This window comes from Pseudomonas sp. FeN3W, assembly GCA_030263805.2.
Classification (GTDB): domain Bacteria; phylum Pseudomonadota; class Gammaproteobacteria; order Pseudomonadales; family Pseudomonadaceae; genus Stutzerimonas; species Stutzerimonas stutzeri_G.
Map to the genome: position 1 here is coordinate 220,088 of CP136011.1, position 25,249 is coordinate 245,336.

25 protein-coding genes are annotated in these 25,249 nt (G+C 46.9%); 10 read left to right on the forward strand and 15 right to left on the reverse strand.

Annotated features, from left to right (window positions below):
* Positions 1-96 precede the first annotated feature (96 nt).
* The 4 genes from P5704_024695 to P5704_024710 all read right to left on the reverse strand — a co-directional run bounded on the left by P5704_024695 (position 97) and on the right by P5704_024710 (position 4,137).
* Positions 97-1,743, reverse strand: coding sequence for a DUF4263 domain-containing protein (locus P5704_024695; protein WOF81997.1), 1,647 nt, complete (start codon positions 1,741-1,743; stop codon positions 97-99).
* Between the two features lie 92 nt (positions 1,744-1,835).
* Entirely contained in the window at positions 1,836-2,039 is a 204-nt protein-coding gene (locus tag P5704_024700) for a hypothetical protein (GenBank protein ID WOF81998.1), read from the reverse strand.
* A 223-nt stretch (positions 2,040-2,262) separates the two neighbouring features.
* The gene (locus P5704_024705) at positions 2,263-3,516 is read right to left on the reverse strand and encodes a transposase (GenBank protein ID WOF81999.1); all 1,254 of its coding nucleotides are present in this window, start codon (positions 3,514-3,516) and stop codon (positions 2,263-2,265) included.
* 153 nt (positions 3,517-3,669) lie between these two features.
* The gene (locus P5704_024710; GenBank protein ID WOF82000.1) at positions 3,670-4,137 is read right to left on the reverse strand and encodes a CYTH domain-containing protein; all 468 of its coding nucleotides are present in this window, start codon (positions 4,135-4,137) and stop codon (positions 3,670-3,672) included.
* 113 nt (positions 4,138-4,250) lie between these two features.
* Here P5704_024710 and P5704_024715 point away from each other — a divergent pair, with 113 nt between their 5' ends.
* Complete coding sequence (locus P5704_024715; protein ID WOF82001.1) at positions 4,251-4,823, forward strand: non-canonical purine NTP pyrophosphatase; 573 nt, start codon at positions 4,251-4,253, stop codon at positions 4,821-4,823.
* 76 nt (positions 4,824-4,899) lie between these two features.
* On the opposite strand, the gene P5704_024720 is transcribed toward P5704_024715, so the two are convergent.
* The 3 genes from P5704_024720 to P5704_024730 form a co-directional block, all read right to left on the reverse strand.
* A complete protein-coding gene (locus tag P5704_024720; protein ID WOF82002.1) occupies positions 4,900-5,400 on the reverse strand; it encodes a hypothetical protein in 501 nt (166 codons plus the stop codon).
* 187 nt (positions 5,401-5,587) lie between these two features.
* The gene (locus P5704_024725) at positions 5,588-6,253 is read right to left on the reverse strand and encodes a metallophosphoesterase (protein WOF82003.1); all 666 of its coding nucleotides are present in this window, start codon (positions 6,251-6,253) and stop codon (positions 5,588-5,590) included.
* Between the two features lie 9 nt (positions 6,254-6,262).
* On the reverse strand, positions 6,263-7,810 hold the full coding sequence (locus P5704_024730; GenBank protein ID WOF82004.1) for a hypothetical protein: 1,548 nt from the start codon (positions 7,808-7,810) through the stop codon (positions 6,263-6,265).
* A 392-nt stretch (positions 7,811-8,202) separates the two neighbouring features.
* Here P5704_024730 and P5704_024735 point away from each other — a divergent pair, with 392 nt between their 5' ends.
* Entirely contained in the window at positions 8,203-9,375 is a 1,173-nt protein-coding gene (locus P5704_024735) for an ATP-binding protein (GenBank protein WOF82005.1), read from the forward strand.
* A 23-nt stretch (positions 9,376-9,398) separates the two neighbouring features.
* Here P5704_024735 and P5704_024740 read toward each other — a convergent pair whose 3' ends face one another.
* Together P5704_024740 and P5704_024745 are read right to left on the reverse strand one after the other, a co-directional pair.
* Positions 9,399-10,565 carry a hypothetical protein gene (locus tag P5704_024740; protein ID WOF82006.1) on the reverse strand — a complete coding sequence of 389 codons (1,167 nt, stop codon included), beginning with the start codon at positions 10,563-10,565 and terminating at the stop codon, positions 9,399-9,401.
* Between the two features lie 54 nt (positions 10,566-10,619).
* A complete protein-coding gene (locus P5704_024745) occupies positions 10,620-11,219 on the reverse strand; it encodes a hypothetical protein (protein WOF82007.1) in 600 nt (199 codons plus the stop codon).
* 99 nt (positions 11,220-11,318) lie between these two features.
* On the opposite strand from P5704_024745, the gene P5704_024750 reads away from it, so the two are divergent.
* From P5704_024750 to P5704_024770, 5 genes are all read left to right on the forward strand, one after another.
* Positions 11,319-11,759 carry a hypothetical protein gene (locus P5704_024750; GenBank protein ID WOF82008.1) on the forward strand — a complete coding sequence of 147 codons (441 nt, stop codon included), beginning with the start codon at positions 11,319-11,321 and terminating at the stop codon, positions 11,757-11,759.
* Between the two features lie 107 nt (positions 11,760-11,866).
* A complete protein-coding gene (locus P5704_024755; GenBank protein ID WOF82009.1) occupies positions 11,867-13,156 on the forward strand; it encodes a sodium:proton antiporter in 1,290 nt (429 codons plus the stop codon).
* A gap of 382 nt (positions 13,157-13,538) precedes the next feature.
* The gene (locus P5704_024760) at positions 13,539-14,948 is read left to right on the forward strand and encodes a hypothetical protein (protein ID WOF82010.1); all 1,410 of its coding nucleotides are present in this window, start codon (positions 13,539-13,541) and stop codon (positions 14,946-14,948) included.
* 299 nt (positions 14,949-15,247) lie between these two features.
* Complete coding sequence (locus P5704_024765) at positions 15,248-15,781, forward strand: hypothetical protein (protein ID WOF82011.1); 534 nt, start codon at positions 15,248-15,250, stop codon at positions 15,779-15,781.
* Position 15,782: 1 nt separating this feature from the next.
* Positions 15,783-17,015 (forward strand): glutathionylspermidine synthase family protein, encoded by a 1,233-nt coding sequence (locus tag P5704_024770; protein ID WOF82012.1) that lies wholly within the window; start codon positions 15,783-15,785, stop codon positions 17,013-17,015.
* Between the two features lie 64 nt (positions 17,016-17,079).
* Here P5704_024770 and P5704_024775 read toward each other — a convergent pair whose 3' ends face one another.
* On the reverse strand, positions 17,080-17,424 hold the full coding sequence (locus P5704_024775; GenBank protein WOF82013.1) for a hypothetical protein: 345 nt from the start codon (positions 17,422-17,424) through the stop codon (positions 17,080-17,082).
* Between the two features lie 153 nt (positions 17,425-17,577).
* Here P5704_024775 and P5704_024780 point away from each other — a divergent pair, with 153 nt between their 5' ends.
* The 3 genes from P5704_024780 (at position 17,578) to P5704_024790 (ending at position 20,120) form a co-directional block, all read left to right on the forward strand.
* Positions 17,578-18,990: a hypothetical protein gene (locus P5704_024780; GenBank protein WOF82014.1), complete on the forward strand. Its 1,413-nt coding sequence runs from the start codon at positions 17,578-17,580 to the stop codon at positions 18,988-18,990.
* Positions 18,991-19,052: 62 nt separating this feature from the next.
* The gene (locus P5704_024785) at positions 19,053-19,652 is read left to right on the forward strand and encodes a hypothetical protein (protein ID WOF82015.1); all 600 of its coding nucleotides are present in this window, start codon (positions 19,053-19,055) and stop codon (positions 19,650-19,652) included.
* 24 nt (positions 19,653-19,676) lie between these two features.
* Complete coding sequence (locus P5704_024790; GenBank protein WOF82016.1) at positions 19,677-20,120, forward strand: hypothetical protein; 444 nt, start codon at positions 19,677-19,679, stop codon at positions 20,118-20,120.
* 26 nt (positions 20,121-20,146) lie between these two features.
* Here P5704_024790 and P5704_024795 read toward each other — a convergent pair whose 3' ends face one another.
* From P5704_024795 to rdgC, 5 genes are all read right to left on the reverse strand, one after another.
* The gene (locus P5704_024795) at positions 20,147-21,301 is read right to left on the reverse strand and encodes a DUF4268 domain-containing protein (GenBank protein WOF82017.1); all 1,155 of its coding nucleotides are present in this window, start codon (positions 21,299-21,301) and stop codon (positions 20,147-20,149) included.
* A gap of 419 nt (positions 21,302-21,720) precedes the next feature.
* Positions 21,721-22,491, reverse strand: a complete 771-nt coding sequence (locus P5704_024800) for a hypothetical protein (GenBank protein WOF82018.1) — start codon at positions 22,489-22,491, stop codon at positions 21,721-21,723.
* 1 nt (position 22,492) lies between these two features.
* Positions 22,493-23,227 (reverse strand): hypothetical protein, encoded by a 735-nt coding sequence (locus tag P5704_024805; GenBank protein WOF82019.1) that lies wholly within the window; start codon positions 23,225-23,227, stop codon positions 22,493-22,495.
* A 192-nt stretch (positions 23,228-23,419) separates the two neighbouring features.
* Positions 23,420-24,208 (reverse strand): hypothetical protein, encoded by a 789-nt coding sequence (locus tag P5704_024810; GenBank protein ID WOF82020.1) that lies wholly within the window; start codon positions 24,206-24,208, stop codon positions 23,420-23,422.
* Positions 24,209-24,328: 120 nt separating this feature from the next.
* Positions 24,329-25,249, reverse strand: coding sequence for a recombination-associated protein RdgC (gene rdgC / locus P5704_024815; GenBank protein ID WOF82021.1), 921 nt, complete (start codon positions 25,247-25,249; stop codon positions 24,329-24,331).

Below are 25,249 nucleotides of genomic sequence, written 5' to 3' on the forward strand. Positions count from 1 at the left end.
GCGCCATGCATAATACAGAGCATACGTTTTACTTGCAACTAGTGAACACCGATAATGACCATGAAGTTCACGCATCATCAGTATACTTGCTCGGTTTTAAGTTGAGCTTGCCGTGTTTGTCTTGAATCTTGTCCCGACACCAATCCTTCCAGTGCAAATGTCCCACAGTAGCCTACTAGCCTGTTCATCTCCATGGAGCCGAACAAGCTGATCGTAGAGTCCGAATGGCACACCATCAGCCAAAATAACGGAGCCACCCTTCCCTTCAGCAATCCTGACCAACCCGAAACGCAGCAAAAGCCCCAGATGAAGCGCGCCGACCTTGGCTTGCTGATGACGTTTTACGCTGTTTGTTGTCGCGATTCTTGCCAAACTAACCCGCACGGCAGAAGGCAGAGCAGATAGCCGCTTTAGAAAAGTGAGCGTTTCGAAGAATAGGCTCTCGTTGAAAACAGGATGTAAGCCCAAGGATTGACATTTATCTCGATGGACGCTGTCCCAATGCTGATCAATGAAAGCGCCTGATGCGATATCAAGGTCGACGCGATACCCACCTATTTTACAAAATGCTTCCTGGAGAGGATGAGGCTGCTGGTCAGTCCTGTACATCCGCTGCGTTTTAGGTTCATAGGCCGCTGATACCGCATGATTTTCACAAAACAGACCGACTCGACGCCAGTCGACCAGCTCTTGAGGGTGCAAATCATCGGTAATGACCCTGTAGAGCAAGCTGAAGCACAGAGCGCTGCCGGAGTCCTCCAGCGAGTGCTGACACCCAGGGTACTCGCATTTACCCTCCGAGCGGTAAAGGATCCTCCGTGCCATCTGGCTACTGGTAAATGAGGTGCTACCAGGCATGAGAAAAGGAGAGCCTTTGCCAAGAGCTCGCATCGAGATTGCGTGCGTTACATCGCTTATGGATGACCCTGGCAAGGAGTCAGGGGCATGCAACGTCTGAACAACCAGCCCTTTCTTGCAGGAAAGCTTGAGCATGTTGCGCAACACCGGCATTTTCTTTGCCGCATCGATGAGCATGGGATAGGAGAGTAAAACGATGCCCTCTTCTCGATACAGCTTGTCGATTAGAGACCAGTGCTCAGGCGTTGTAGGCTGATCTTCACCGATGATCAACACGTAATCGATACTGAGTTCAATCGCAGACGACAGCTCGCCATGTTGATCAAAAATTGGATACGGATAATCGTTGAGAAGACCCTCGAAGGTGCTGAGCAGCGTAGTTCTCTTATGGGTGGCGCCAAGGTCTTTTTTCCACTGCCTAACCTGATCGATGCCCTCTTCACATCGATAGTAGAACTTCGAACCGGCTTTCCAGCCATGCAGGAAAATCCGTCGCTTTGAGCTTTCAATCTCTACAAGCGTTATTTTTATCCGGTTGGCTTCGGTGCTCAGGTATACAAAGTCTGGCTTTCGCCACGAAGGCAGTGGGACTTGCGTGAAAATTGAATCAGCAAGCAAGCCGCCACTCAGCAGGTTCGGCGTGAACAGCAGTGAAGGCTCCTGCTCGAACAGGGGTTGAATCAAGCGTTCGTTGTCAGGTTCGCGTGTAGGCGCGACCTTAAGCTGCTTGCTAACCCGCGCCCGCTTGGATTGACTCATCTCACCGCGCACCCGATAACGATTCGTAGAAACGGGCGGTGTAGCCGCAGCTGGCTTGAACACTTCGCGTTTTTCAAGCAGGGCCTCAAGCCTCTTTGTGGCGAGTTCTAATCGCTCTAAATCCATAACGCGCCTCCAAGACTGCGACTATCCATAGGTTTCCCTTGAGCTAGTTTAACGCAGACCTCAGAGTAATCGTTGCTAACCGATAGTCGCTTTCACGCGACAGAACGAGCACACTGCGGATCCAATCCCATCATTCTGCTCGATTTGAAGTCGCGCTTGTATTGAAGATACACAATGTAAGCGCCTAGCGCCGCCACCAGGTGCTTTACGGAGTGGCCACTGATATAGAGGAACAGCTCGTACATTTCCGCATCCCAGTGCTCACACAATTTAGCAAGCGCGTAGTAAGTAATCACAAGCCAAATCGTTTTTGACTTCAAAAAATCCGCACTGCTTTTGCTAATTAGTATGGGGACAAGAATCAAGGGAAGAAATTGAACAAGTACGTAGGCTCTAAGGTCGCCCTGGCCACGCCATTCCGTGTCAACTACCCGCCACTAAACGCTATCGCGCTATAGTGGGGGCTTGTAGAAAATCCAGAGCGATAAACAGTCGCAAGGTTTTCTACTTCTAAGCGAGTCATCCTAATGTGACTCGTCTGGGCCTGAAGACAAGACCCTCATCGGCTACCGACTTCATGAAGCTATCACCGATTTCTTTTCGTAAAATATTCAAGGCGCCGTTTACATCAGCGTTCAGCAATAAACCTGTGCTGCTCTGATACAGGCCGCGTTTCAATCGCCTTCCTGTAAAGCTGCGAGTTCCTGCCAGCCCATAGGTCGGGATTCGATCCAGATCCAGGGCTGATGCCTTGGAGGTGTAGCTTTCCTCCCTGACAACCACCTCGATTCCATAGACCTCGGCCTTGTATCTGATCTGCTCGATCAGGCGCGCATGCGGGATGCTGACGAACTTCTGATTATTGACCTTACCGATGCCAACGCCCTGTTTCCAGTCAGGATTCAGGCCGACCACAATGCGACCGATATCGTGCTGTAAGCATTGGTCGATCACGAAATGGCTGACTCGGTGCAGGTGGTCGTTCATCCAGCAGAAGCGGCTCACCGCCTTGTGCTTGAGTATTTGCCCATGTCCCTTGCTGCGTAACACCGCCGCGTCCTTGTTGTACAGGTGATTGACTGACTTGATGGCCTTGCCATTGACCAGAACAGGGCGAAAACCCGGCTGGTCGGAGATCAGTGTAGCAAGGTTGTCGATACCCAAGTCGATGGAAAGGTGTTTGTTTCGATCAAGGAGAATTGAGCCTTTTCCTTGTTGTATAGCAGTATTCTCATATACCACTTCAAGCCAATAGCAGCTGCCATGGGGCACGAAGCGGATCTCTTGAATGATCTGGTCAGCGCCTTTTGCTTTGAGTGCCTGGTCGACACAGCAGCGAACCTTTACAGGCGCAAGCCCCGTCTTACTTGGGAAATGGATTTGGCCATCTCTACAGCTTAAATGCTGAAACGGCATTGAGGCCGTTTTGGCTTGCCTGGCGTAGCCAGGCAAGCGGGGTTTAGCCTTGAAACGGGTGGGGTTTTTCTTCCATTCACGCAAGGCTGCAAAGTAGCCTTTCCAGTCCTGGCCCAGCCTGCGCAATACGGCCTGGCTCATGGCATTTGGTATGGCCTGGTAAGCAGGATGTGCGTGCGCACCTTGCTTCAATGCGAGATCAGCCTGCATCCAGCCAAACCGATCACCGGCAAGAAAAGCCTGCCGAATCAGATAATTTCCACAATTGAAAAGGGTTTTCGCCGAACGACACAAGTGAGCAACCGATTTGAAATTCGGATCATTGCGCTTGATCAGGATGCGCTCGGTTAACTGCATGGACTTTTTCCCTGTATGCCTGTACAGTATAGTGATCTAAGCGGGGCTTGTAAATGAGAAGAATCAAGAGCCCGAGCGCGTTACCGCGCTGGCGCTTTCACCTCCACCCAAACGCTACGCGCTCTGGATGGAGTACTCCGCGCAATTGATAGATCACCAGGTCGAGAAAGGAAATTTTGATAGACTTGAATTGTAGTACCTTGCATCCCCTGTCACCTCTACACCAAGCCAGGATGGGCGCTCAAAATACTCATCCTCCTGCTCAAGCTCTACCTCTGCGATGACAAGCCCTTCATTCTCACCGGCAAAGACATCGATCTCATAGACATGTCGGCCACATGGAACGAGGTAACGGGTTTTTTCGATTTTGCCCTTCTCACACATGGCGAGCATGACGCGCGCATCGTTCAGATCGATAGGTTTTTCCCACTCGTAACGACTGACCCCTGTTTCGTTACCAATTCCCTTGACCGTAATGAAGGCATCGCTGTCGCTGATTCTGATCCTTACCGCTCTGGCGGGATCGGAATTAAGGTAGCCCTGAGCAATGTATTTTGAAGGGTAGCTGCTTAGGTTGGGCAACTCTGGAATCAGGAATTTTCTCTCAATCTCAACGCTCATATCAGATCCTCGTGCATGCAGTGATCATAACCATGTTTTCGTTGCATATCAATTGACGAGTGCATGCTCAATGTTCATCATAAGCCTACACGCAAAATGACGAAGGACGCATCGTGCAGCTACCAGATCTGAGCAAAATTGTTTTGACCACTTCCAGTGAAATCAAGCGCCGAGAATTTGCCAGATTCGGCCCAAAGGGTCTTGCCATTGAGTCTGGTGATGATTTGCCCGAAATCATGAGCATCCCTGATGACATCATTGTCCACAAGGCGATTGCAGCGGGTGAGAACAAGCTGGTCGAAGACACCATTCTGGTTGTCGATGGACAACCATGGGTAGACATCAAATTTAGAAAGCATGAGCTTGAGAAAGGGCATGTACCAGCTGGCACTCCCTTGGTGTGGGAGGTTAGGCTAGGATTCGTTCAAGATGGCAAGGTTTACAGCTATCTCGGCCAAATCAGCGGACAAAGCTGTAAATTCACAATCCCAGGCGGTGGATTTGACCCTTATTTTTTCATCACAGAACAAGCCAAAAGCCTTGCGCAACTAGAGGTCGAGGGCATCAAGGATGCGTATTCATCGCGGCGGATAGCCCTTGAGAAGCTTACTCTGGCGCAGCCCTACTCTGTACTCGAAAGATCATCTATTCAAAAGTGGGAAGGAGCCTGGCAAAACCAGTCATGAGGCTCAAGCATTAGATATGCCGGGAAAATGCCGATTAAGAAAATTACCCAAGATCATGCAGCCTTCTCTAGTCCAGCTAAAGCTCAAAGTCGACATCGAGCATTTTGGTTCGCTCGGCGCGATTCCCGGCCCTCTGACACGCCTCCCAGCGCGTCATTTCATAGAGCGCTGGCAGCTTTTTCAACTCAACCGCAGCCAGGACAAGGCCATGGCTGCGATCTTCCCTGATTACACTCAAAGCCCCACGCCTTATCTCCGCTACGTTTAGCTTCCCAGTATCTTTGAGCGGAGTTTCCAGAAGAAAGTGGACACATGCCTTATCACTTAGCCTGCTCATGAACTCGGAAAGCCATTCTGCGTAGGCAGGCCTCCACATCATCGTGATGGCATCAATGACATGTTTTCGGGTCGCCTTTCCTTCAAGCAACGCACTGATAGACGTCATAGCCAAAATAGCTTCAGGCTGCATGAAACAATGCGTCATGACGTCGTTTGGCGCATCCTGATTGAATCTGCACTTGTACTGAATCTCATAAACAGTCTGATTGCCTGGTGCAATAGACGCCCTATCCAACATGATTTTCGTTAGTTGAGCGTTAGGTAGAAGCATGTTTTTGACTGCAAAAACAACGTCTTCGAGCGATATCTGGCCAGCAAGGTGCTTGTCAACATCAGCGCGGAGGCTCTGTAGCTATACTATGCTTAAAGGCTGATTTTTGGACATACTGTGACTCTGCCCCTAACAATCATTGTCTGCTTGGTATTCAGCCTAATTTCCAGCCCTGAAATTCAACCCCATACGCTCTAAATCCAAGGCGATTCCAATGTTCCCGATAATCGAGCGAGTCATGGTGATGTCCATGAATAGCTTCTTGAACACCAAGCGATTGAGCAAGCTCGTCGAGTGCAGCAAAGCCATAGGGATGACAACTTGGTGCTTCGTGAGCAACCAGGATCTCTGCGCTTTCCATGGCAAGCGAGTAATAATCGTCAGGATAGATGCTCGATAGAGCCTTTAGCTTCATATTGTCAGCGACATGATGTGCCTTACTCAGTAAAAGAGTCTGCTTGCAATAATCCTCATAGTTCTGCACATCAGCGCTCTCATATCCGGGCATCCAGACTGACTGCCGAAATACACCACCAAGGCCAGCGACCCTACGACCATCAACCTCACAAACCCTACCGTGAAGAGATTTGTTCGCAAGATTGCTGTCATACAGGTTATGCCAAAACTCTTCTTGATAAGTATCATGATTGCCATGGATGAACCAGATATCTGTCATATCTAAGATAGGCCTTAGCAGGACATGAAGCGGGAGAGGCGCTTCTATGTCTCCAAGCAATACAATAGCTTCAGGCTCTTGTCGCCTAACCTCACGAATGATATGACGAAATTCACCATGAGGATCACCAAAATATATGATCATATAAAGTAGTCAATCCTCTTCTGAATCAAAGTGTGAGCCACAATATTCAGTGAACGTAGAAAGCCCCTCCTTCAATTGATCTGCGCAAGCATAAATGCCAACGACAGCGAGGTTTGTTTTCAATGACATCAAGGTTTGCGTGATCTTCTTACAGTCTTTATCAAACTGCTCATCCAGCGATTTAATGAGCCTAGCATCATCCATGTATTGATATGGTTGGATCAAACAGGCCAAATGAATGTTTCGTTTATATTTCTTTTTAAGCCTTGAAAGGCAAAGCTCCAAAAGTCTTACCCCTGAACCCTTTTCAGATTCCTGAGAACGCTCCCAGTGAGCTAAAGTAACCAGATTGCCGTCTTGGAATATGAGTTGTGTATTGATAATGCTTTTGTCAACTTTTTGACCGTGAACGTCCTGTATCATCTCCTGAAAAGCTGAAAGTACGACGTCGACAATTCGAACATCAAGGTCATTTGTCTCATCAGCAGCTGATACCAGTTCGAATCCAGAGACTTCATTTGTTGGTGATCCAGATATATATGAACCCGACGCTGTTGCAAGAACATCACCTGAAGCTGTTTGAAGTTGTCCATTCCATGTATAGGTTCTAAAATCTTCGGAGTCGATCATGTCACGAGAAACACTGAAATAAAAATATTCTGAGCCAAGTTCTATCTTCTCGACTCCAGGGTGGTCTTGCAGACGATGGGGTGAAGTGTACATACCCTCATTATCTCGTTCGCGAAGAAACAATGAGCTTGCTGGTCTTCTTAAAATGTCTTTATTTAGAAATTCACGGAGATGAGAATACAAATTTGGGAATCCATTTTCATTGCGGGGCAGGTTTACCAGGTCTGACATACTCATCCCGGTAGCCTCAGCAAGTCTCACCATATCCCCGTAATTGACCGATAATAGAGAACTAAACACACTTGGCATTATGTCTTGCAGAACGGTCTCCGCCAGCTCCTGATCCACCACATCCGCAACTTTATTATCATTAATTTCTTCAACAGAGATATTCGGACATAATCTGGAAAATAGAACCGCCGCAGATGGGGAATTAGCCACACGCGTCAGAAATGAGTCTGAACTGATAGACCTGTTGCACCATGCTTGTTCGAAAACGCCTTCAATCTCCTTGAGAATGTCTCTTGTTAAAACACAGCCTTTGCCTTCAAAATTCCATCTGTTGATAAGATCTAGAGGCCAAGTCTTAACGAAATCATTTGCACCTTTGTTTACTCCCAAAATAATAGACAGGCGCTCTAAATGACCAGCTTCATCATCGGGCAGATTTTGCGGGGAGAGATTTAGTTCAGCAAAGTTTTTAGAGATCGAGTGCGTATCGCATATGCCGGGAATCACAACATCCGAGCTATTCTCTACAGCTTCAGCATAGTCTTTATAGCCTAAAGATTGGGCCAGAATATTCAGCGCATCAGTCTTACTTGGCTTCATGTCAAAAGGCCAGGTATCTCGAATAAACATGGCTACCTGATTGAAGCGGCCCGACTCGATGTCATCGGTTGAGAGTGCTACTTTTCTATAGAGCATGCTGATCCTGACCTGATTAGAGCTAATTGCTCAAGTCTATGTAATTGGAGCTTTTTTGCAAGCCATAAGTAGTTGATCAATTTTACCCTACTGAACACTCGTGTGCCGTGGCGCCTGGTATACAGCAATATCAACAAGAATTTCCTTTAAAAAGCTTCGCTTTCGATACAGTTTGAACAGCCCTTGACCTGTTAACAATCGTTGCACGGTGTTGACTATTCGCGCATGTAGAGTAGATAACGATCTCATTGCACACCCTAAAATGGGCAAGCGAAGGGGTGTTCGGGCTTTGGCCTCCAGCCCTGAGGGCTCAGGCATTGAAAATCAGCCAATTTTATGAAATTATGCCACAGCAATAATTATTAGCGACGTCTAATTTGAGGTAAGCGGACATGAGCATATTCCATCGCCCCCAGTTAGCGAGCTTGATGGCAAAGCAGCTTTTGAGGCCTGGCGTGCTTGACGAGGGGCTGCGCTCTGGCCTGTTCATATCAGGCTTACGCCGAACTGGCAAAACGACGTTCATTACCGCTGACCTGATACCTGCACTGGAATCCATGGGCGCGATTGTCATCTATGTCGATCTCTGGAGCGACACGCTGACCAACCCAGCAGAGCTGGTTCATCGAGCGATCAAGGCCAGGCTTGAAGATCTGCAAAGCCCCTCCTCTTCCGCAGTCGAAAGGCTCAAGCGCGTCAATGGCATTGATCTTGGCGTGCTTGGCTTCAAATTCGGCTTTAAGCTGGAAAGTATTGGTAAAGCTGGTGGCCCAACCCTTGCTCAGGCGCTTCGCGAAGTAGTCGATCAAGCGAAGACCGATCTGGTGCTGATTATCGATGAAGTCCAGCAATCCATCGCGACTGAGGAAGGCCAAAATCTGTTGCTGGCCATCAAGGCGGCGCGCGATTCCATCAACCCAAGACCAGCGACGCCAGGGCATTTCCTTTTCATAGGTACTGGATCCCATCGGGCGCAAATCAGCGAGCTCACAGCCAAGCGTAATCAGGCTTTTGCAGGGGCTACATCCATCCCCTACCCTCTCCTTGGCAAAGACTACGTCGAATTCCTGCTCTCCAGGGTTGCTGATCAGGTCAGCGAAGATAAGCTCCCATCTATTGATGTCGCCTCCCAATGCTTTGACCTCCTTGGAAACAGGCCAGAGGAAATGATTAAGGCGATCAAGCAGCTGGTCATGCAGGAAGGTGATCCAGATGTACTGCTCCCAATTATCGCCAGCACGATCAGGTCGACTACTGCCGATAATGAAATTCTTAAAATGGAACGGCTAGGCAGTCTTGCAATTGCTATTTTTTCAAAAGTGGCGGGTTCACCTGATTATGCAAAAGGTCTTTTCTCAGCAGACGCCGCTGCCGACTACTCGTTGGCGGTCGGCAGAGAGGTAAAGATTGATGAAATTCAACCTGTAGTTAATGCGCTAGTAGCGGAAAATCTAATCATGAGGGTGGGACATGGGTCGTACACCATTTCAGATCCTTTTGTTAAAGAAATCTGGCAAGAATCAAGATCACTAGATATTCTTCCACCACCCCACGGAAATGATTGACCATGACCTGACGGTTGCACCACCTATAATGAGAGATCATTCGAGACGAGCAATCGTTTAAGGCTGTGGTGAGATTTCAGGAGTTCGTGAGGCAGTTCCTTAGCCAAGGCTGTCTTCACGTCATTATTGACAGCCAGTCTTTCAAGTTTTGAAATGAGGTCATGCGCTCTGCCAATCAGTTCAGGCGACGCATTCAATGCATCGCGAAGACCACTCAGAAAAAGAGGGTTCGAAAGCGTAAGGAAATTCATATCAAAGTCGCTAAAATACTTCTTTTCAGTAAATGGAAGCGTATCGCAATCTGTATTTAGAAAGTGATAGGCGTAGTACTTCAGCGGTTTATCTTTTGGCTCAAAACAGTCTCTATCAAATGCTTCCGATGCTGATGCATACCATGAATTAAAGTCAGGCATTTTACGATATGTCTGGCTTGCCTTTAATAGGATATCGATTCTATCATTCGATTTTGGATATTTTTTCGTTCTATAGAAAATTGCTTTAGAGAGTTTTTCCGCACCAATAGCATGCAGTCGAAGCGCATCTTCCATAGCAATTCTTGGACTCATATCGACGCTCAAGCTCACATCCTTGATAACTTTGGCTAACTGTTTATCTCTTGAAACAAGGTATTCAACGACCTCAGAGCTCCAAAGCGAAGGTATTAATTTACTCCCGAGGATATCGGCAATTCTATATGCGTGCCGATCACGGTCAGAAAACTCCAGCATGGCATCCATGCACACAAATGCTGGCTCGAAATGTTTTTTCTCCATTAAGCCTTTAATCAAAAGAAAAAATTGCCGTCTATAATAAGGCAAATCCGATCCGCCGTACCCATAATGAACATCAGAATCGTTGACTATTTTTTTAACCAAGACTAGGTTTGTGTCTTTACTCTCTGCCTCTCTGCATGTAACCCCATAATAAACAGGAAGATTGTTAACTACGTAATCATATACGGGCTCAGGTAGTTCCTCAATGCTGAATTTTCTGTAAATATAGATCAATGACTCTTTGAAGTTGGCTTCTTTAAATTCAATTCGTGAAAGTCTGTTAATTTTTAAGGAAACAGTGTCAGCCTTGTTTTTGTCCCCCGCCGCCAGGGAGTCAATCAGTTTATTGAAGTGGTGACTCAATCTTTTTACAAGATTTTCTGGTTTTGTGTATTTCGTTATAAGCAAGTTAAGCATAATCGGCATTGTTATTAATTAGTGAGGATTATCCAGCGTTTTAATTGAAGTGATCTACAAACCAAATGAGTTTGTGATGATTTTCCTCTTTGAGGATCTGTCATACAAGTGCTCATAGCCTTCAATAGAAAAAGCAGAGCAGACTTTTACCAAAGTCTTTGGTACAAATAGCTTTGGCAAAATCTCTTCTAGGTCATCACGACCCTTTGTTACCTTTTCAAGGCCGTCCAAATGTGTGTTGACCCTCTGGAAAAGCACACCAACCCCCACGCCATAGAAGCGCTTAACGCCTTCCTTAGCATAGCAACCCTCTTTCGCCTCATCCAGAAAGGCGTTTAAGAAGGCTGAATGACGCTCTTCGCTATCAAAGATCCCCGCTCCCGCCATTTCCTTGGTGACTGAGGTGAGCCAGAGCTCTGGAGTCGCAACCGAACCTGTCAAAAGAATGAATTTCGAAAAATGCCTGTCACGCACGTACGGATCGTCTGGGTAAATGGCTAATAGCCTTTGATTCACCAGCCCAAGGGCAAGCGGGTAAAAAGGAAAGTGCTTGTCGAGCATATCGACTAACGCATCACCTGTTTCTGTAAAACTGTCGGCTACGCATAGGACAGGGTGACCAATGTATTGGGCGTGTTCAAGATTATATTTCATGGCAGATGATTTCTTTATGGAATATTTAAACTCTAGCACATCGCGCTATACTCTTAACAACGTTGATTAATGATTACACATACCTTTACAGGCCAATCCATGAAATCCAATGTCATTAAGAATGCCAAGGTTACTGACTTAGGCTCAGATGATGAAATCGAAATCACACAGGAAGATTTTACAACCATCGTGAACATGATGATGTTCTATGAAAAGTCACAAATGTGGGACTGGCTTTCAGAGCTCAATGGCATGCTGGAAGAAATTGACCCCATGACTCGACTCATATGGCTCAGCCACGACCTTGGCGAACGCGATCCAGAAATCCTGTGCAAGGAAGTCCATACGCGCCTTTGGTGGGTGCTGATCAACGAGCGGAACGATGAGGTAATCTCTGAGCTCAAGCAATACCTGAAATCTGCTGATGGCAAGGGGCTCAGACACGTCATGGGCCTTTGGCTCAGCATGATGGGCGAAGACGACAACGCAGATGATCGCCCACCGACCGAGATCAATATCATTGAACTGCTCGAAGCCTGATCTTCCAATACCAAGATCCGGCTGATACCGCTGATTATTCGATTGCACTAAATTGACATCACCCTTTTGGCTTGAGTATGATCCTGCGCTCATCTTCAGGAGGAATCATGCTCAATCTCGCCGCTGCGTTCATCACGCTCACCACGTTGCTGACGTACATAAACTACAAGGTAATGAAGCTGCCACCCGCAATCGGTGTGATGGTCAACGCGCTACTGCTTTCCGTGGGCATCCAGATGCTGAGCTTTCTGGGCTTCCCTGGTGTTGAGGCTGAACTGAAGGAGCTCGTTCAGGGGATCGATTTTCACGAGATCTTGATGAAATGGTTCCTTCCCGCTCTTCTGTTCGCGGGCGCCTTGCATGTCAATATCAACGATTTGAAGGAACACCGATTTGAAATTACAGGTCTGGCGACCATTGGTGTAATCGTCTCGACGTTTGCCATTGGCTATGCAGCCTACTTTTTGCTGGGAGCAATCGGGTGGAACGTAAGCTTGCTGTACTGCCTTATCTTTGGGGCACTTATCTCCCCTACTGACCCGATTGCTGTTATGGGCATTCTGAAATCATCCGGTGCTCCAAAGCCACTTCGCATGACCATCGTGGGTGAGAGCCTTTTTAACGATGGCACCGCTGTTGTCGCTTTCAGCATCATCCTGATGCTCATCACATTGGATACCGATCCAACCATGGGCACCATCTCAATGCTGTTTGCACAGGAAGCCATTGGCGGAATCGTCTTCGGATTGCTGCTTGGCTACGCAACGACCAAGTTGATTGAGACCATTGATGAGCCTCAGCTCACCGTCATGCTGACGCTTGCGATGGTTTTTGGTGGCTCTGCCTTAGCAAGCTACCTGCACATTTCAGCACCCATCGTTGTCGTAGTCGCAGGCCTCATGATCGGGAACAAGGGGCGTTCGCTTGCCATGAGCGAATCCGAACGGCGCTATGTCGACAAGTTCTGGGAACTCATTGATGAAATCCTTAATGCCAGCCTCTTTGCCCTGATCGGCCTGGAGCTTCTCCTGGTGGACTTTACGCTTATGCATGCAATGGCAGCTGTCGCGCTTGGCTTCGTCATGCTGCTGAGTCGATATGCTATCGCGGTGCCCGGCATCTTCGTCATGAACCGACTACACAAGAGCAACGAACCCATGTTCAAGAAAGGATCAGGGCTTGTTCTTGCGTGGGGAGGACTGCGGGGAGGGATTTCCGTGGCGCTAGCACTGGCTCTGCCCGCTGGGCCAGAGCGTGACATCATCCTGCCTATCACCTATGTCATCGTCCTTGGCTCGATCATCATCCAAGGTCTGACCATTGGATCGCTCATTAGACTTCTTTTCGGCGAAAAAACCGAGCCTGCCGACACCAGGGAAGTAGAGGCTTCGGTCTAATCGCTTGAAGTAAATTGGCGTAATCGTTTACTTGAGAAAATGGCAGCCAGGTTAATTTCTGCTTGGCTACCGTATCAAGCACAGAGCAGAAAGGAGGACTCTTGCAGATTTTGCGCGCCACGTCTAACCATCACACTACGAAACCAATGACTACTTGATTTTGGGTCAAAGTCCATTAGCGTTAACCGTAATAACTAGTGACTATGATACATGGCAGAACGTGAAGGAATGTAATGCCTCCTTCCACTATAACCGCAGCCTGCTCAAAATACACTAATGCTATTTAACTTTCCTATATTTACAATGTTTATTTCTCACGATAACCTGTAATCGAATAAAGCAGAGCAAGCTTGCTAAAATAAATTGCACATAGAAAATAACCATGAAGACCGAGAACTACGAAGAATTTAGTTATAATATCAAACAAAAGCTTTCCATTTCTAACAACCACCCCATCGTCGTAATAAGAGAGTATGAGCGTTTAGCTTTTAGAGGAAAAATCTTTCTCAATACTAGATATTTTGATATTTTGGAGGACATTGTTATAAATTTTTTCGATGATGATGGAGTAACACAATTTGGCATTGCAATTATAGATTCATACAAACTCTACATAGAGATGGGTTTTTCAGAACAACTAAATTATGTTGTTGCCAAATACGACAAATTTTTCGAAAAGACAAGTGAAAGGGTTAGGGCAAGGCTAAAAAAAGCACAATCCAATCTTTCTGACTTAAGGCACAAGCTTACAAATAGAAGTACACTTAAAATACTATCAGGAAAAATACAGATTTACGCTAGAGATGCAATTTTTTTACTTGAAAACACAAGCGATATGGATGATCTTATTATAGATTCCATGGGCTTATCAAAAGGAATAATAGATATAGATTTTATATTCAAAGATAACTCTGGGTCTGAAATTGAAGTTATAAATAAAGATATTGTATCAAGAATTTTATTACTAACTATTAACAAGGATTCAACTGGTCGACTATTTGAACGTACTGCCGGTGAATATTATAACTCTCCTAACTTCGTGTACACACGATTTTGTATTTCAAACCTAATTGAGTTAAGTAATTCCAAACCAGAAAATAACAAAAGTAATAATCATAGAGCTATAATTCAAAAATTCATTAATAAATATCAAAATACAATCATACAGATCCAGGAAATGAGAAGTGCGATTGCGAATAACATGGAGGCCGATACCAGGCAGAGAATTCGAATAGATAGAATAAAGCCTTTCCCCTTAAAAGAACTATTATGGCTATCTGAAGCAGGTGGTTATAACCTTGCAAAAATTTTCGCCGGATCATGCTATTTAACTGAGCAAGGCGGTGGAAATATATACGACGTACACAACCTTTTATTTCATGATGAACACATCCCGAGCGTTTATTTCATTAACATACTAAATAACACAATCGAATCCTGTAGATACAATAAAAACAGTGCATTCAATATTGATAAATATGGTTTTGTGCAATACTCTATAATGTATAATATTAATGACATTGCAGAGCAGCTTAATGAAATAGATGATAGTTATACGAGTACTAGCGAATACATCGAGCAGCTCGCCAAACAATACAAGCAGGCCATTTATAATAATGATATTGAAGTTGAAAATTTGTACAAAGCTAGAATATTAAATGACCTTGAAAGCCTAAGTAAAGAGTTTATTGAGCTAATGCTTGTGTGGCTTAAAAAGCATATTCCATCATCCATTTTAATGAGCGTTCCCAGCATAAAGATAATTTCTATATGCAAAGAATTTGAAATTTAACTATATAATTATTCCATCAATCAAATTTGCATTTTAGAAAAGAAGTTCGCGTTTATAAGCGAATGCTATCAAAGTGCTTGGAGAATAAAAATTAAGTAACTATAAATAAAGCGTTGAAAGATCTTGATCTTTGTTCTCGATATTGTTTAAAGCTTTTATTTATGGTGCGCCGGCAACACTTTTGTCAGACTAGTTTTTCATTCTATCTATCAGCCAGGCGGACTTACCTGCTTCACCTAATGCGTGTGATGTGGTACGCTCCGCTGAATCTGAAACAGACATATTGTCAGGCTTTGATCATGAAGACCCTTCTCATACCCATCGCCATTGCAGGCGCCGCGCTTTCTGGCTGTGAAGAATACCAGCCAACCCAAGAGGAAATCAGCCAGGAGTCCAGGCTTCTCGCTGCCAAAGACACTTTGGATCTACAGGAAAAGCTCGCCGAGATGCAGGCACTTGACCCAAGAATTCAGGATGCGTACTACGGTTTCAATGCTAATGGAGAGAAAGAGCTGCACATCATTCGCTCCGAAGTCGATGGCATGATGAGTGATGTCGTGTTCCCAGCGGCAGCTGCTGGTCTACTGGCGGGCTACATTTTCTCTAACGGCTTTGCATCATCTGCCAACCAATATGGGCTGAGAAGAGATCAGTTTCCTCCTGAAAAGGAGAAAGAGCGCAAAAACGAAAACGGTGCAAGACCCATGGCCTATATACCTATCGCCGGTAGATCGCTGACACAACGGGCTAAATCGTCTGTCATCTCGACAAAGTCATCAGCATTTTCTTCCACGAGCTCTGTTCGTGCGGGTGGTTACTCTTCAGGCGGTTAGCATGGATCTTGAATTTCACCCTATCGATTTCGAAATTCTCGAATTCGTTAAAAAGGAAGCGCCATTTTCTGCTGAGCTTAACGGGCTTGAGACAGCCAATAAGGACGTCTCAATTCTGCTTGAGCATCAGCTCAAGATGAGGCAAGAGATGCCATTCTACGCAATCAGCGAGGCTGCCTTCACCGAAGCCAAACACGTAAGCGCAGGTCTCTACGCGGGGATGAAGCGCGCCATCGCCATGGCCTTTGAGGATCAAACGCTTCTGAGATTCTTTGAGTGTGAGTTTCTGAACCGGTATGCCAGGCATTTCGTGCCCTATGCCCGCGCCTCCCTGTTAAGAGGTGATGAAGGGCTCTACGGTCGCTTTGACTTCGCATACGACGGTAAGAACGACACCATCAAGGGCATGTTCGAATTCAATGCCGATACCCCTGTAATGCTGTTCGAGTCAGTGAATATGCAAGACGCCTATACACGCTCAATCACTGACAGCTATAACCAGGGCAATGAGTGGTATCAGATAATGGCCTCACGGAATCTCCCAACAGGATCCTGGGCGGTTGGCTGTGATACACGATTTGTCGATGACCTGTTCACCTGTGAAACCTTATGCCAAGGCATTTATGCCGCAACTGGGATAACGCCAGCATTCATCGACATCAAGGACATTACCTTTGACCACGGAAACCTGGAGCGCCCCTTTGAAGTAGGCGGTCATAGCCTGGACAACATTTTCCTGCTGCTACCCTGGGAAGAAATGGTCGATGGCAGTCCTGCGATCTTTGCACAGTGGCAGCAGTGGTTTCATAAAACGAGGTTCTACGAGCCTCCATGGCGCTGGTTCATGTCCAATAAAGGCATCATGGCACTGGTCACCCACCTGCTTGAAACCGATGTTGATTTCCGAGCTCAGTACGGCCATTTGCCATGGCTTTCAACCACGCTGGATCAGCCAGCAGGCGACTACGTGAAGAAACCCATCTATGGCAGGCTTTCACAAAACATTGAAGTCGTAGTCAATAACTGCGTTGTCGAACAATCGGATGGGTGCTACCCACACGCCAAGAGCATATATCAGGCCTACTGCCCGCTGGATGAAATCAACGAAAGCAAGTTCATTGCGTGCATGTGGATGTGTGGAGAGGCGCCGGCAAGCCTGGCATTCAGGGAGTTTGATAGCAAAATTTCGGTACTCGATGCCGAACGGTGGATACCTCACATCCTGAAAGTCTAGTGACTGGAAGCGTCTAGCGCGGTTGGAATATCTCCGCTCGCGCCAGACCTTGTGCATGGGAAGATCATCCGAGATCAATGATCTCATCATCGCTGTCACACCCTTGCCCAGCCCCCAGCATATCGGCATACATGCCCTTTAACGCTTGTTCGCCCCTGCCTTCACTGAGTGCATCAATCTTACGCCAGGTCAGCAATCGCTCAGGCTGAAGAAATCGGTAGGGATCTTCCACAAGACCACATCGATAAGAGCCATCACCCACTGGCATGAGCGCCTTGCAGTTCTGGTCGTCGCCAAGCTCCACGCCTAGCGCACAAACCTGCTCAATGCAGCAGAGGCCGCATCCATTGCATGGACTGCCGAATGCAGGCTTCTCTAGCGAGACAGAATTGATGATGTGCCATTTCACGAAGGAACACCCTGCTTTCCAGGTTCTGGTCTCACAGAATACGTCGCCGAAGAGGCACCAACAAGATTATTTGCATTGTTAAAAGAGAGTAATAGGACTATTCGCAGTTAACCGTAAAATAGTACACTTAAATAAAATAAGAGAATATTCACCATGTCGCTATTACATAACCCAAATAGCTGGCTAAAGAAAGCCGTTATCTTAACGTGCATGGCCACTGTTCTGTCGCAAGCCATTGCGTTGCCCGCCACTGCAACTGAGCAAGTCAAAGATGCTGCCAGTACAGCCACCCTTCAAATAGGTGAACTGGACAATGCCTACGCTTTCACCACCCAGTCAATGAGAGGCGAGAAGGTCACTTTCCTGAGCCCAGAATCCGAGGCTGTCTCCAGAGTGATGCCTGAGTTCAGTAGCCAAGGGCCGATGGCGGCGTACCTGAAAACCGCAGAAGGCGATGTGGCCTGTACCGTATCTGAAAACCCTGGCATGGTGGCCAATCTTGGAAATCGAATCATTCAAATTGATTCAACGGCAACGGGAGCCGTGGTGGATGGCTCGCTGACCCGTCTGGTCACAGCGGCGCATGAATATGGCCATTGCCTGGATATGCTGGCTAGCACGTCGATCAGCAAAAGCACTCAAGCAGCAGGGATCTCCCCCTACTCTGTTCCTTCTGTAGCCATTGAAAAGGCGCTTCATAATGGCAGCGGCGAAATGGACTTTGACTGGATCAATCGCTCTGAAGCAGCACCAGCGACCACAGCTGTCGAATCAGCACGCGGTTATCACGCAATGGGTATCTCGGTACTCGAAACCTACGCCGACCTACAAGGCGCACTACAGACTGCCTCAACCACCGGAGATCTTAGAGGATTTACTGAGTTCGAGATGGCTATCCGCCTGAACAACCTGTCGTCCATGGATCATACAAGCGCATTTGCGGTGGCCCAGATTCTCAAATCTGAGGTAGACAACGGCTTTGATGCCAGCTCATTGAAAGGTCAGTCATTTGACGCTGTAAACCATCAGGTCAACGAGATGTTCATTCGCCATTTCAGCAAGGATGGCACGCTTTCCATTCACAGCGATGGTTTCAAGAATATCATCAAAGAGTTCCAGATGAAGGAGCAGATCGGCGTCCAGGTTGATAGCCCCACAAAAGAAGCGTTATCGTCTCTCGCACAGGCAACAGGAACAGAGCCTAATGCAGCCGAAAAGGCCATTTACATTGAGCTGATGAACCAAAACCACGCCAACCAGGCAAGGCTGGTTGCATCAGCCCATCCATCCTACGTGCAGAACTCTTCCGTTTTGCAGATGCTGGATGGTTTGCAGACAAAAAATGAAAACGCACGGATTGCACTCAATGCCGAGGCGGGTAACAACCTTGTGTCAATATTTTCAACAAGCCAGGTTAGTCAGGGTGAAGTCAAAGATGCCGCTTTGGATTTCTTTCACAAGGCGCTTAGTATCAATGAAACCAAGCTCCAAACAGGAACAATTAAACTGACCGACTTACTCAAGGATAAAGCGCATAGTGGTCGAGCAATGGATTACACAATGTAGTGGCGGTCAATCTCATTACTCACATAAAATAATGTATCAATCATATTTCAATAGGTAACCCAATGCATCGATTCGTAACCAGCTGCGTGAGTGCGCTGGGTGAAGATATAACAGAAATGTGCGCCGTGGCATTGAACAAGGAAATTAGCAATGGCCATTTTATCAAGACCATTGCGACAAATAATGGAATAAAGGATGAAGTTCTTCGCATGTTGGGATACGACACCATGGCCTTTTTTGCAAACGACTGGGCGATGAGTTGTCACAAATCGTTTTATCAAGGCATTCCTTGTTACTACATCAGACACAGTGCGATTGAGTATGTGTTCGTCGACAAGCATGACTACGATAAAGTGGAATTCGATCATGACGTATCAGTAAAACGTCATGACACCATCAGTGATTTGGAGGACTTGCTTGCCGAGCATATGAGCAGTGCAAGCATAGATACACCTTCAAAAATGTACAAGGCCATGAAGGCGTTCTATCTGACTAACAAGGAAATGCTGGTCAATGGGAGAATCCTCATGAGCTCCCTCACTGCTTATGCCACACCGTATCGGGAATCTGCCGCCTTGATTGACAAGAAGCTTCATCTCAACGAGCTGACCGGCGCCCGGTTTATGGAATCTGCGAATCTACGCAACATCAGCATTCGATAATTGATTTTTTCATTAGAGCTTGCCATGAAGATCAGGGCTTACCACGGAACAAACTTCGAATTCGATAGATTCGACACAAGTAAACTAGGGATCAGTTGCGACAACCCGACGACCCTGTTCGGATTTTTCTTTTCAGAAGACAAGGAAGATGCCCTTTCATGGGCCACTCGGGCGAGTGAAAGGCGACGCGTTCAGAGCAAGCCTTCGGTGGTGACTGCCGAGTTCGAAATGAACAACCCGATGCACATTCCCTATGAGGTGTTCTTGTATTACCTCAAGCATGCAAGGCGATCCACGATCACAAGGCACAAGGAAAAATGGATCGATGAGGGGCATGACGGCCTGATGGTCGTCAGAGAAGGCATACAGTGGTACTGCCCTTTTGATGTGAACACCATTGAGATCAAGCGGCGGTTCACCCCAAAGGCAGCACAAGCGCGTGACGTCTGCGAAAGCCCATCACCTTGAGGCACTAAAGGTGATGGGTACATGCCTTAGTGCTGAGGCTTGATCGCGCTGTAAATCAGGTTCATGTGAGGCTTAATCGCCGCCTCAAGCCTTGTCATGTGCTCGACCATCCAGGCGCTGATGGCACCCCAGTTGTCCTTGTCGTAGCTGTCTACAGCCTTGGCGTACTGGATCCGACATGACTTCTTTTCTGGCAAGGGTAGCCAGTCCAATGCAGCGCCAAACGCCATCTCGATCTGATCCTTCATGGACAGGAGCGCCTGATAGGCCAGCGTGTTCTGCTCAGCCTCGCTGCGTTGCATGGAGAATTCAACCCGGATCTCGTTTTTGCTGAAGATCAGGTTGTATGGCATGGAGCTGATCCCCGAGCCTGCACTGATCCAGTGATCCTTTGTCGGGCTGATGTTGTTGAACAGGTTGCAGCCGCTTTTGCCAAAGGCCTCAAGCGCCCTACCCCAAAATTCCATACGCCTGCTGTGCCGCGTCTTCTCTTCCATATCGGTGTGGCGTTCCTCGGACTCCTTGGCCACCATGCCAATCATGAATTCCTTGGATTCTGGGGTTGGAATGATCTGCTCAACGCTAATGAAGATATCATCGCCACTCTTGTAGGGCGTGACCTTGAAGCACTGACACGCAAGACCAAACTGACTAAGCCACAGCACGGTATTGGTGACTTCACGGCGATACCGGCCTGCGACCATCATGATGCGTTGCGACCTGATTCGATTGAGCTGAATGGACTCAAAGTCATCTGCGTCAAGGAACTCGATGATGACCTTTTCAGCGCTCAGTGGCTCCTTGCCCGATACCGCTGCCTTTTGATTGAGATAGCGCTGGAAGATTTCGACGATCTGCTGCTTGCTCAAGTTCGCGCAATAGCTGGCATATTTGAGGGACTGCCACACGACATCCTTGCCTGAGTCGTCGAGCTTGTTCTCGATGATGACCAGGTTCCCTTCCTTGTCCAGCGCCAGCAGATCCAGTCGCTCTTTGGTTTCATCGAAACCATCGAACTCCTTTTGAATGATAAGGAGCTCATCACCTTCACCACGACCCAAAGCCTCCGGGCAGTTTTCCAGCCATTCCTGCAAATGCTTGCGCTCTGAGAACCCGAGTTCAGAAAATCGCTTGGACTCCAGCGCCTGAATGGTATTGCTGCTCGTGTTTACCTTGAACATGTGGCCCTCCATCCATAGAAAAAATCCATATATCAACATGCGCTTCTTGCGTCAAGTGGTAAGTCATTGTCGCCTCGAATCGGCATTAAAATGCTGGTTAAAGCCAAATTAGCGGATTAACAGGAATTATAATGCCGATTTTAAAAAGTAGACGTAACCGCACTTTAAAGCAAAGCAAGCCCACAGCCATATACAGATTTACCAAGCAATGTCAAGCGTAAAGCCTTTTTATATTACGAATGGCATTTATTGACACAGCTACGGAACCTTTGTAGCCTTTCTGAAATCAACTTGACGGGCTCGTTATGATGGCTGCATCGCTACAGGAACTGATCAACACCCCTCTTGAGGACATTACGGTCGTCTATTTTTCCAAAACAAAAAGCCCCAGATTTCTTGGGGCTTTTTATCTTTAATCATTACAAATCAAAGTCAGAAGAAATGATCTTCTTACTGATTTGCTGTCGCTCATTACTGCCCAAACATTTCAATATCTTTTGTGATTCATGCGTTGTTATTTTTCCTATCACAGCCGAACCCCAGTCAAGCTTGAAATCCTTTCCCTTATCGCTTGTAAGTTTGTTGAACAGATTGAAGGCAAGGACAGTATTCCCACCTTTACGCAAAGCAATCTCAACAAGCGCAAGGTGTCCGCTCTTGATCGTGGTATTACGATGGCGAGCATCAAGCAATTTTACGACGTCTGGCAGTTTTTCAACAACATCCTCAATAATTGAACCCGCGTATATATCACCCGTTTCCATCACAATGCTTCGCTCTGGATTATCATTGTTTTGGTAAGTCGTTTTTGTATAAATGCTGTATGGGTTTGGATCATCATCTGCTATGTCTAAAATCGGAATCCGAGAGCATCTCTCAAATGTATCCTTAAATGAAACCCTGCTTATTTGCTTGGTAAATTCATCAAGGGCTTCAATTCCATGAACTTTCAATGCCTCGAATAACTTATTAATTCGGCTCCGCTCAGTATTATCGAGCGGTAACGGGTAGATCGAATATTCATACAGTGAGTCGTATAGATTATTTAACTTCTCTGGCTCATGTCCAAAAAAACGACAGAAAGCCTGAACACCGGGATCCTGAAGAAGCGACAGATCTTCCAGGTCATACGCGGTATCAGTGAAGCTTGACAATATTTTGCATTGCAACAAAAGTGGTAGGGTGTTCATGCTAAATGCCTAACTCCGTGCTAATAGCCTGCTTTCTTACCAGGCGCCTGTCATGAGGTGAAAGCATACTCATTATAGTTTGAATCTCTTTGCTGGAAGCGTTTTTGTTTTCAAACTCTGACTTGCTCCAATCCAATTCTAATCTCACAGAGCCAGTTTCTATGTCGTATTGACCTAAGAGTAAAGGTATTTGAACCAGCTTTTCATTGCCTCGTCTAAGCGCTATATGTGCCTTAGTAATTTCACCATCAGCGCATATATATTTCGGATGCCTTTCTCTTAGTATCTTCATAGCATTTTCAATATGACCCATTGGGCCTTTTATATCTGAACAAGCATAATATCCATCGTCTTCATACCATGTTAAGTACGAGCTGGCGATATCTTCATAAGCAATGAAGTATTCCAGATTATAGGGTGTGTAGTCGTTTGCATCTATTTCCAAAACCGGGAAGTTAACCATTGATTCATAGCATTTTTTAAAAGACATTTCGCACGTTTGTTGAATAAAAGACTCCAGCCCCTCAAACCCGTATCGCTCCAGGCTGCTGAAAATGATTTCCTGATTAACGATATCATGAACCCTGAAGGCAAGTGGATACATGTTGGTATAAGCCATATTAATACTTAATCTTTCAAGATCAAGCTTGTTTGGATTGCAGTCGAAAAATTCAATGAAATGTTTTACTGCCGGGTCGTCTAGAACGCTATCATCGTACAGGTTTTCGTTGGACACTGGACTTATCGAAAACAGTGTTTTTCTTTGTCTGAATGTGTCGAGTAACATATTTAAATCCTAATTATTTAAAGCTAAACGATGTTAGCAAAATATTTTTGAGCCCTCCCGCCATCTCCTGTTAACAGAAAGTGCACAGGAGTGGCAGGTGGATAACATTGCTAGGTAGATAACGATCTCATTGCGGCCCCATTAGACGCCAGGCTCAGTCGGAAACGGGTTGGGTCTTTCGGCGAGGCTGACTGAAGATTCGCCGTCAACTGTTAGCAGCGGCACAACCTTCGCCGGCCTTTGGCCATCATAGAAATATTCGCCTGGGTTTCTGGCCTCGTAGACGTCCCTGGTTGAAACCTGTGCGACAGCAACTACCTGAGGCTCGCCCTCATAAATGGCTGTGGTCACGGCATGCTCAATGGCCATCATGATTGTCTTTTCGATACCTGGCCTGACCGGGCTACCCTCTTCATACGCCTGGAGAACTCGCTTGGCCAGGGTATAGAAGGCACCATAATCAAGCCTGTATACGTAGTCCATTGGATGAATATGCTTGCTGTTGGCGTCCATTGCCCTGATCACGGCAACCTTGCGAATACCCATTGATTCACTAAGCGGCTCCCCACGCATCGATTCTCTTCGAGACGACAGAAGCGATGGTTCCAGAAGATGGCCAAATTTTTGCTGCATCACGTCATTTTCAAAGCGCGCAGAAACCAAAATACCTTCCTTGACCAGAACCTCACTGTTTGGTGCAAGATCCCCACGCAGAATGTCGCCTTCTTTGAATTCAAATTCCAGAATGACATCATGGTCATCCGTTCCACCCAGGTAGTACTGAGTAAAATCAAGGCTGGTGCCCAGGAACAAGCCGCCTGGATAGGCATGGCTTGAACCTAGTGTGAGATTGACAGGCTTTCGCTCCATCAGTGTTTTAGCTGTTAATGTGGCGATGTCGTAAGAAACGACGCGATAACCAGTTGGCATGGAAAGCTCCCCCTTTTTCAATTAGTCTATATCATTAGCAATCCGACACTCAAACTGATCAAATCATCAGGCACAAAAAAGCCGCCAGGTTTCCATGGCGGCTTTTCATCACTCCAGAGTTTAGATGCCCTCTGGCATCTCCTCTCCACCCATCGCCTCAATCAGCTGTGGAATGAAGTTCTGGAAGGTCATCATCATCAGCGTGAAGGAAGCATCGAGCTGGGACAGCGCATCGTCGCCGCCATCCTGGTCTGCTTGATCCTGAAGCAACTCCTCGAATTTCAGGCCCTTGACGATCAACTTGTCATCCAGCGTGAAGGACAGCTTTTCCTCCCAAGCCAGTGCAAGACGGGTCACCTGCTTGCCCACTTCCAAATGGTTCTGGATTTCTTCGCTGGTCAGATCCTGACGTTTGGCTGAGATGTTGCCACCATCCTCATGCGTATCGGTCAGCACGGCATTGTCGAGGATGTAGAAGTCCTCAGCTGCTTTCTGCTCTTTTACCCAGCTGGTCAGGGTAGCCGATGGCGCAATCTTCACTGTCAGCGGACGCACCGGTAGAGAGCCAATGCATTCGCGCAGTGTCGAGAGCAGGTCTTCCGCTTTCTTCGGGCTCGCCGAATCCACGTAGATGAGCCCCTGGTTAGCATCGATAGCGGCGAAGGTCACGCTTTTGCGGATGAATGCACGAGGAAGGAATTCCTGAATGATTTCGTCCTTGATCTGATCACGCTCCTTTTTGTATACCTTGCGCGCTTCATCTTGCTCGATCTGATCGACCTTCTCTTTAACAGCGTCACGCACCACGCTGCCAGGAAGAATGCGCTCCTCTTTGCGCGCACTGATCAGTACGAACCCGCTGCTGGCGTGGACAAGTGGGGCATTCTCTCCACGACCAACGGGCGCGATAAACCCGTAGGTGGACAACTCTTGGCTTCCGCAAGCGCGAGCTGGCTTCGTCGCAAGAGCCGATTCGAGCGTATCGGCGTCCAGAGGAATTTGGTTGGTCAGGCGGTAAACCAGCAGATTACGAAACCACAT

Coding starts and splice junctions, on each gene's coding strand:
- P5704_024695 (WOF81997.1), bottom strand. CDS start 1,743: ATGGATTTAGAGCGATTAGAACTCGCCACAAAGAGGCTTGAGGCCCTG.
- P5704_024705 (WOF81999.1), bottom strand. CDS start 3,516: ATGCAGTTAACCGAGCGCATCCTGATCAAGCGCAATGATCCGAATTTC.
- P5704_024710 (WOF82000.1), bottom strand. CDS start 4,137: ATGAGCGTTGAGATTGAGAGAAAATTCCTGATTCCAGAGTTGCCCAAC.
- P5704_024720 (WOF82002.1), bottom strand. CDS start 5,400: ATGTTGGATAGGGCGTCTATTGCACCAGGCAATCAGACTGTTTATGAG.
- P5704_024725 (WOF82003.1), bottom strand. CDS start 6,253: ATGATCATATATTTTGGTGATCCTCATGGTGAATTTCGTCATATCATT.
- P5704_024730 (WOF82004.1), bottom strand. CDS start 7,810: ATGCTCTATAGAAAAGTAGCACTCTCAACCGATGACATCGAGTCGGGC.
- P5704_024735 (WOF82005.1), top strand. CDS start 8,203: ATGAGCATATTCCATCGCCCCCAGTTAGCGAGCTTGATGGCAAAGCAG.
- P5704_024740 (WOF82006.1), bottom strand. CDS start 10,565: ATGCTTAACTTGCTTATAACGAAATACACAAAACCAGAAAATCTTGTA.
- P5704_024745 (WOF82007.1), bottom strand. CDS start 11,219: ATGAAATATAATCTTGAACACGCCCAATACATTGGTCACCCTGTCCTA.
- P5704_024750 (WOF82008.1), top strand. CDS start 11,319: ATGAAATCCAATGTCATTAAGAATGCCAAGGTTACTGACTTAGGCTCA.
- P5704_024755 (WOF82009.1), top strand. CDS start 11,867: ATGCTCAATCTCGCCGCTGCGTTCATCACGCTCACCACGTTGCTGACG.
- P5704_024760 (WOF82010.1), top strand. CDS start 13,539: ATGAAGACCGAGAACTACGAAGAATTTAGTTATAATATCAAACAAAAG.
- P5704_024765 (WOF82011.1), top strand. CDS start 15,248: ATGAAGACCCTTCTCATACCCATCGCCATTGCAGGCGCCGCGCTTTCT.
- P5704_024770 (WOF82012.1), top strand. CDS start 15,783: ATGGATCTTGAATTTCACCCTATCGATTTCGAAATTCTCGAATTCGTT.
- P5704_024780 (WOF82014.1), top strand. CDS start 17,578: ATGTCGCTATTACATAACCCAAATAGCTGGCTAAAGAAAGCCGTTATC.
- P5704_024785 (WOF82015.1), top strand. CDS start 19,053: ATGCATCGATTCGTAACCAGCTGCGTGAGTGCGCTGGGTGAAGATATA.
- P5704_024790 (WOF82016.1), top strand. CDS start 19,677: ATGAAGATCAGGGCTTACCACGGAACAAACTTCGAATTCGATAGATTC.
- P5704_024795 (WOF82017.1), bottom strand. CDS start 21,301: ATGTTCAAGGTAAACACGAGCAGCAATACCATTCAGGCGCTGGAGTCC.
- P5704_024800 (WOF82018.1), bottom strand. CDS start 22,491: ATGAACACCCTACCACTTTTGTTGCAATGCAAAATATTGTCAAGCTTC.
- P5704_024810 (WOF82020.1), bottom strand. CDS start 24,208: ATGCCAACTGGTTATCGCGTCGTTTCTTACGACATCGCCACATTAACA.
- rdgC (WOF82021.1), bottom strand. CDS start 25,249: ATGTGGTTTCGTAATCTGCTGGTTTACCGCCTGACCAACCAAATTCCT.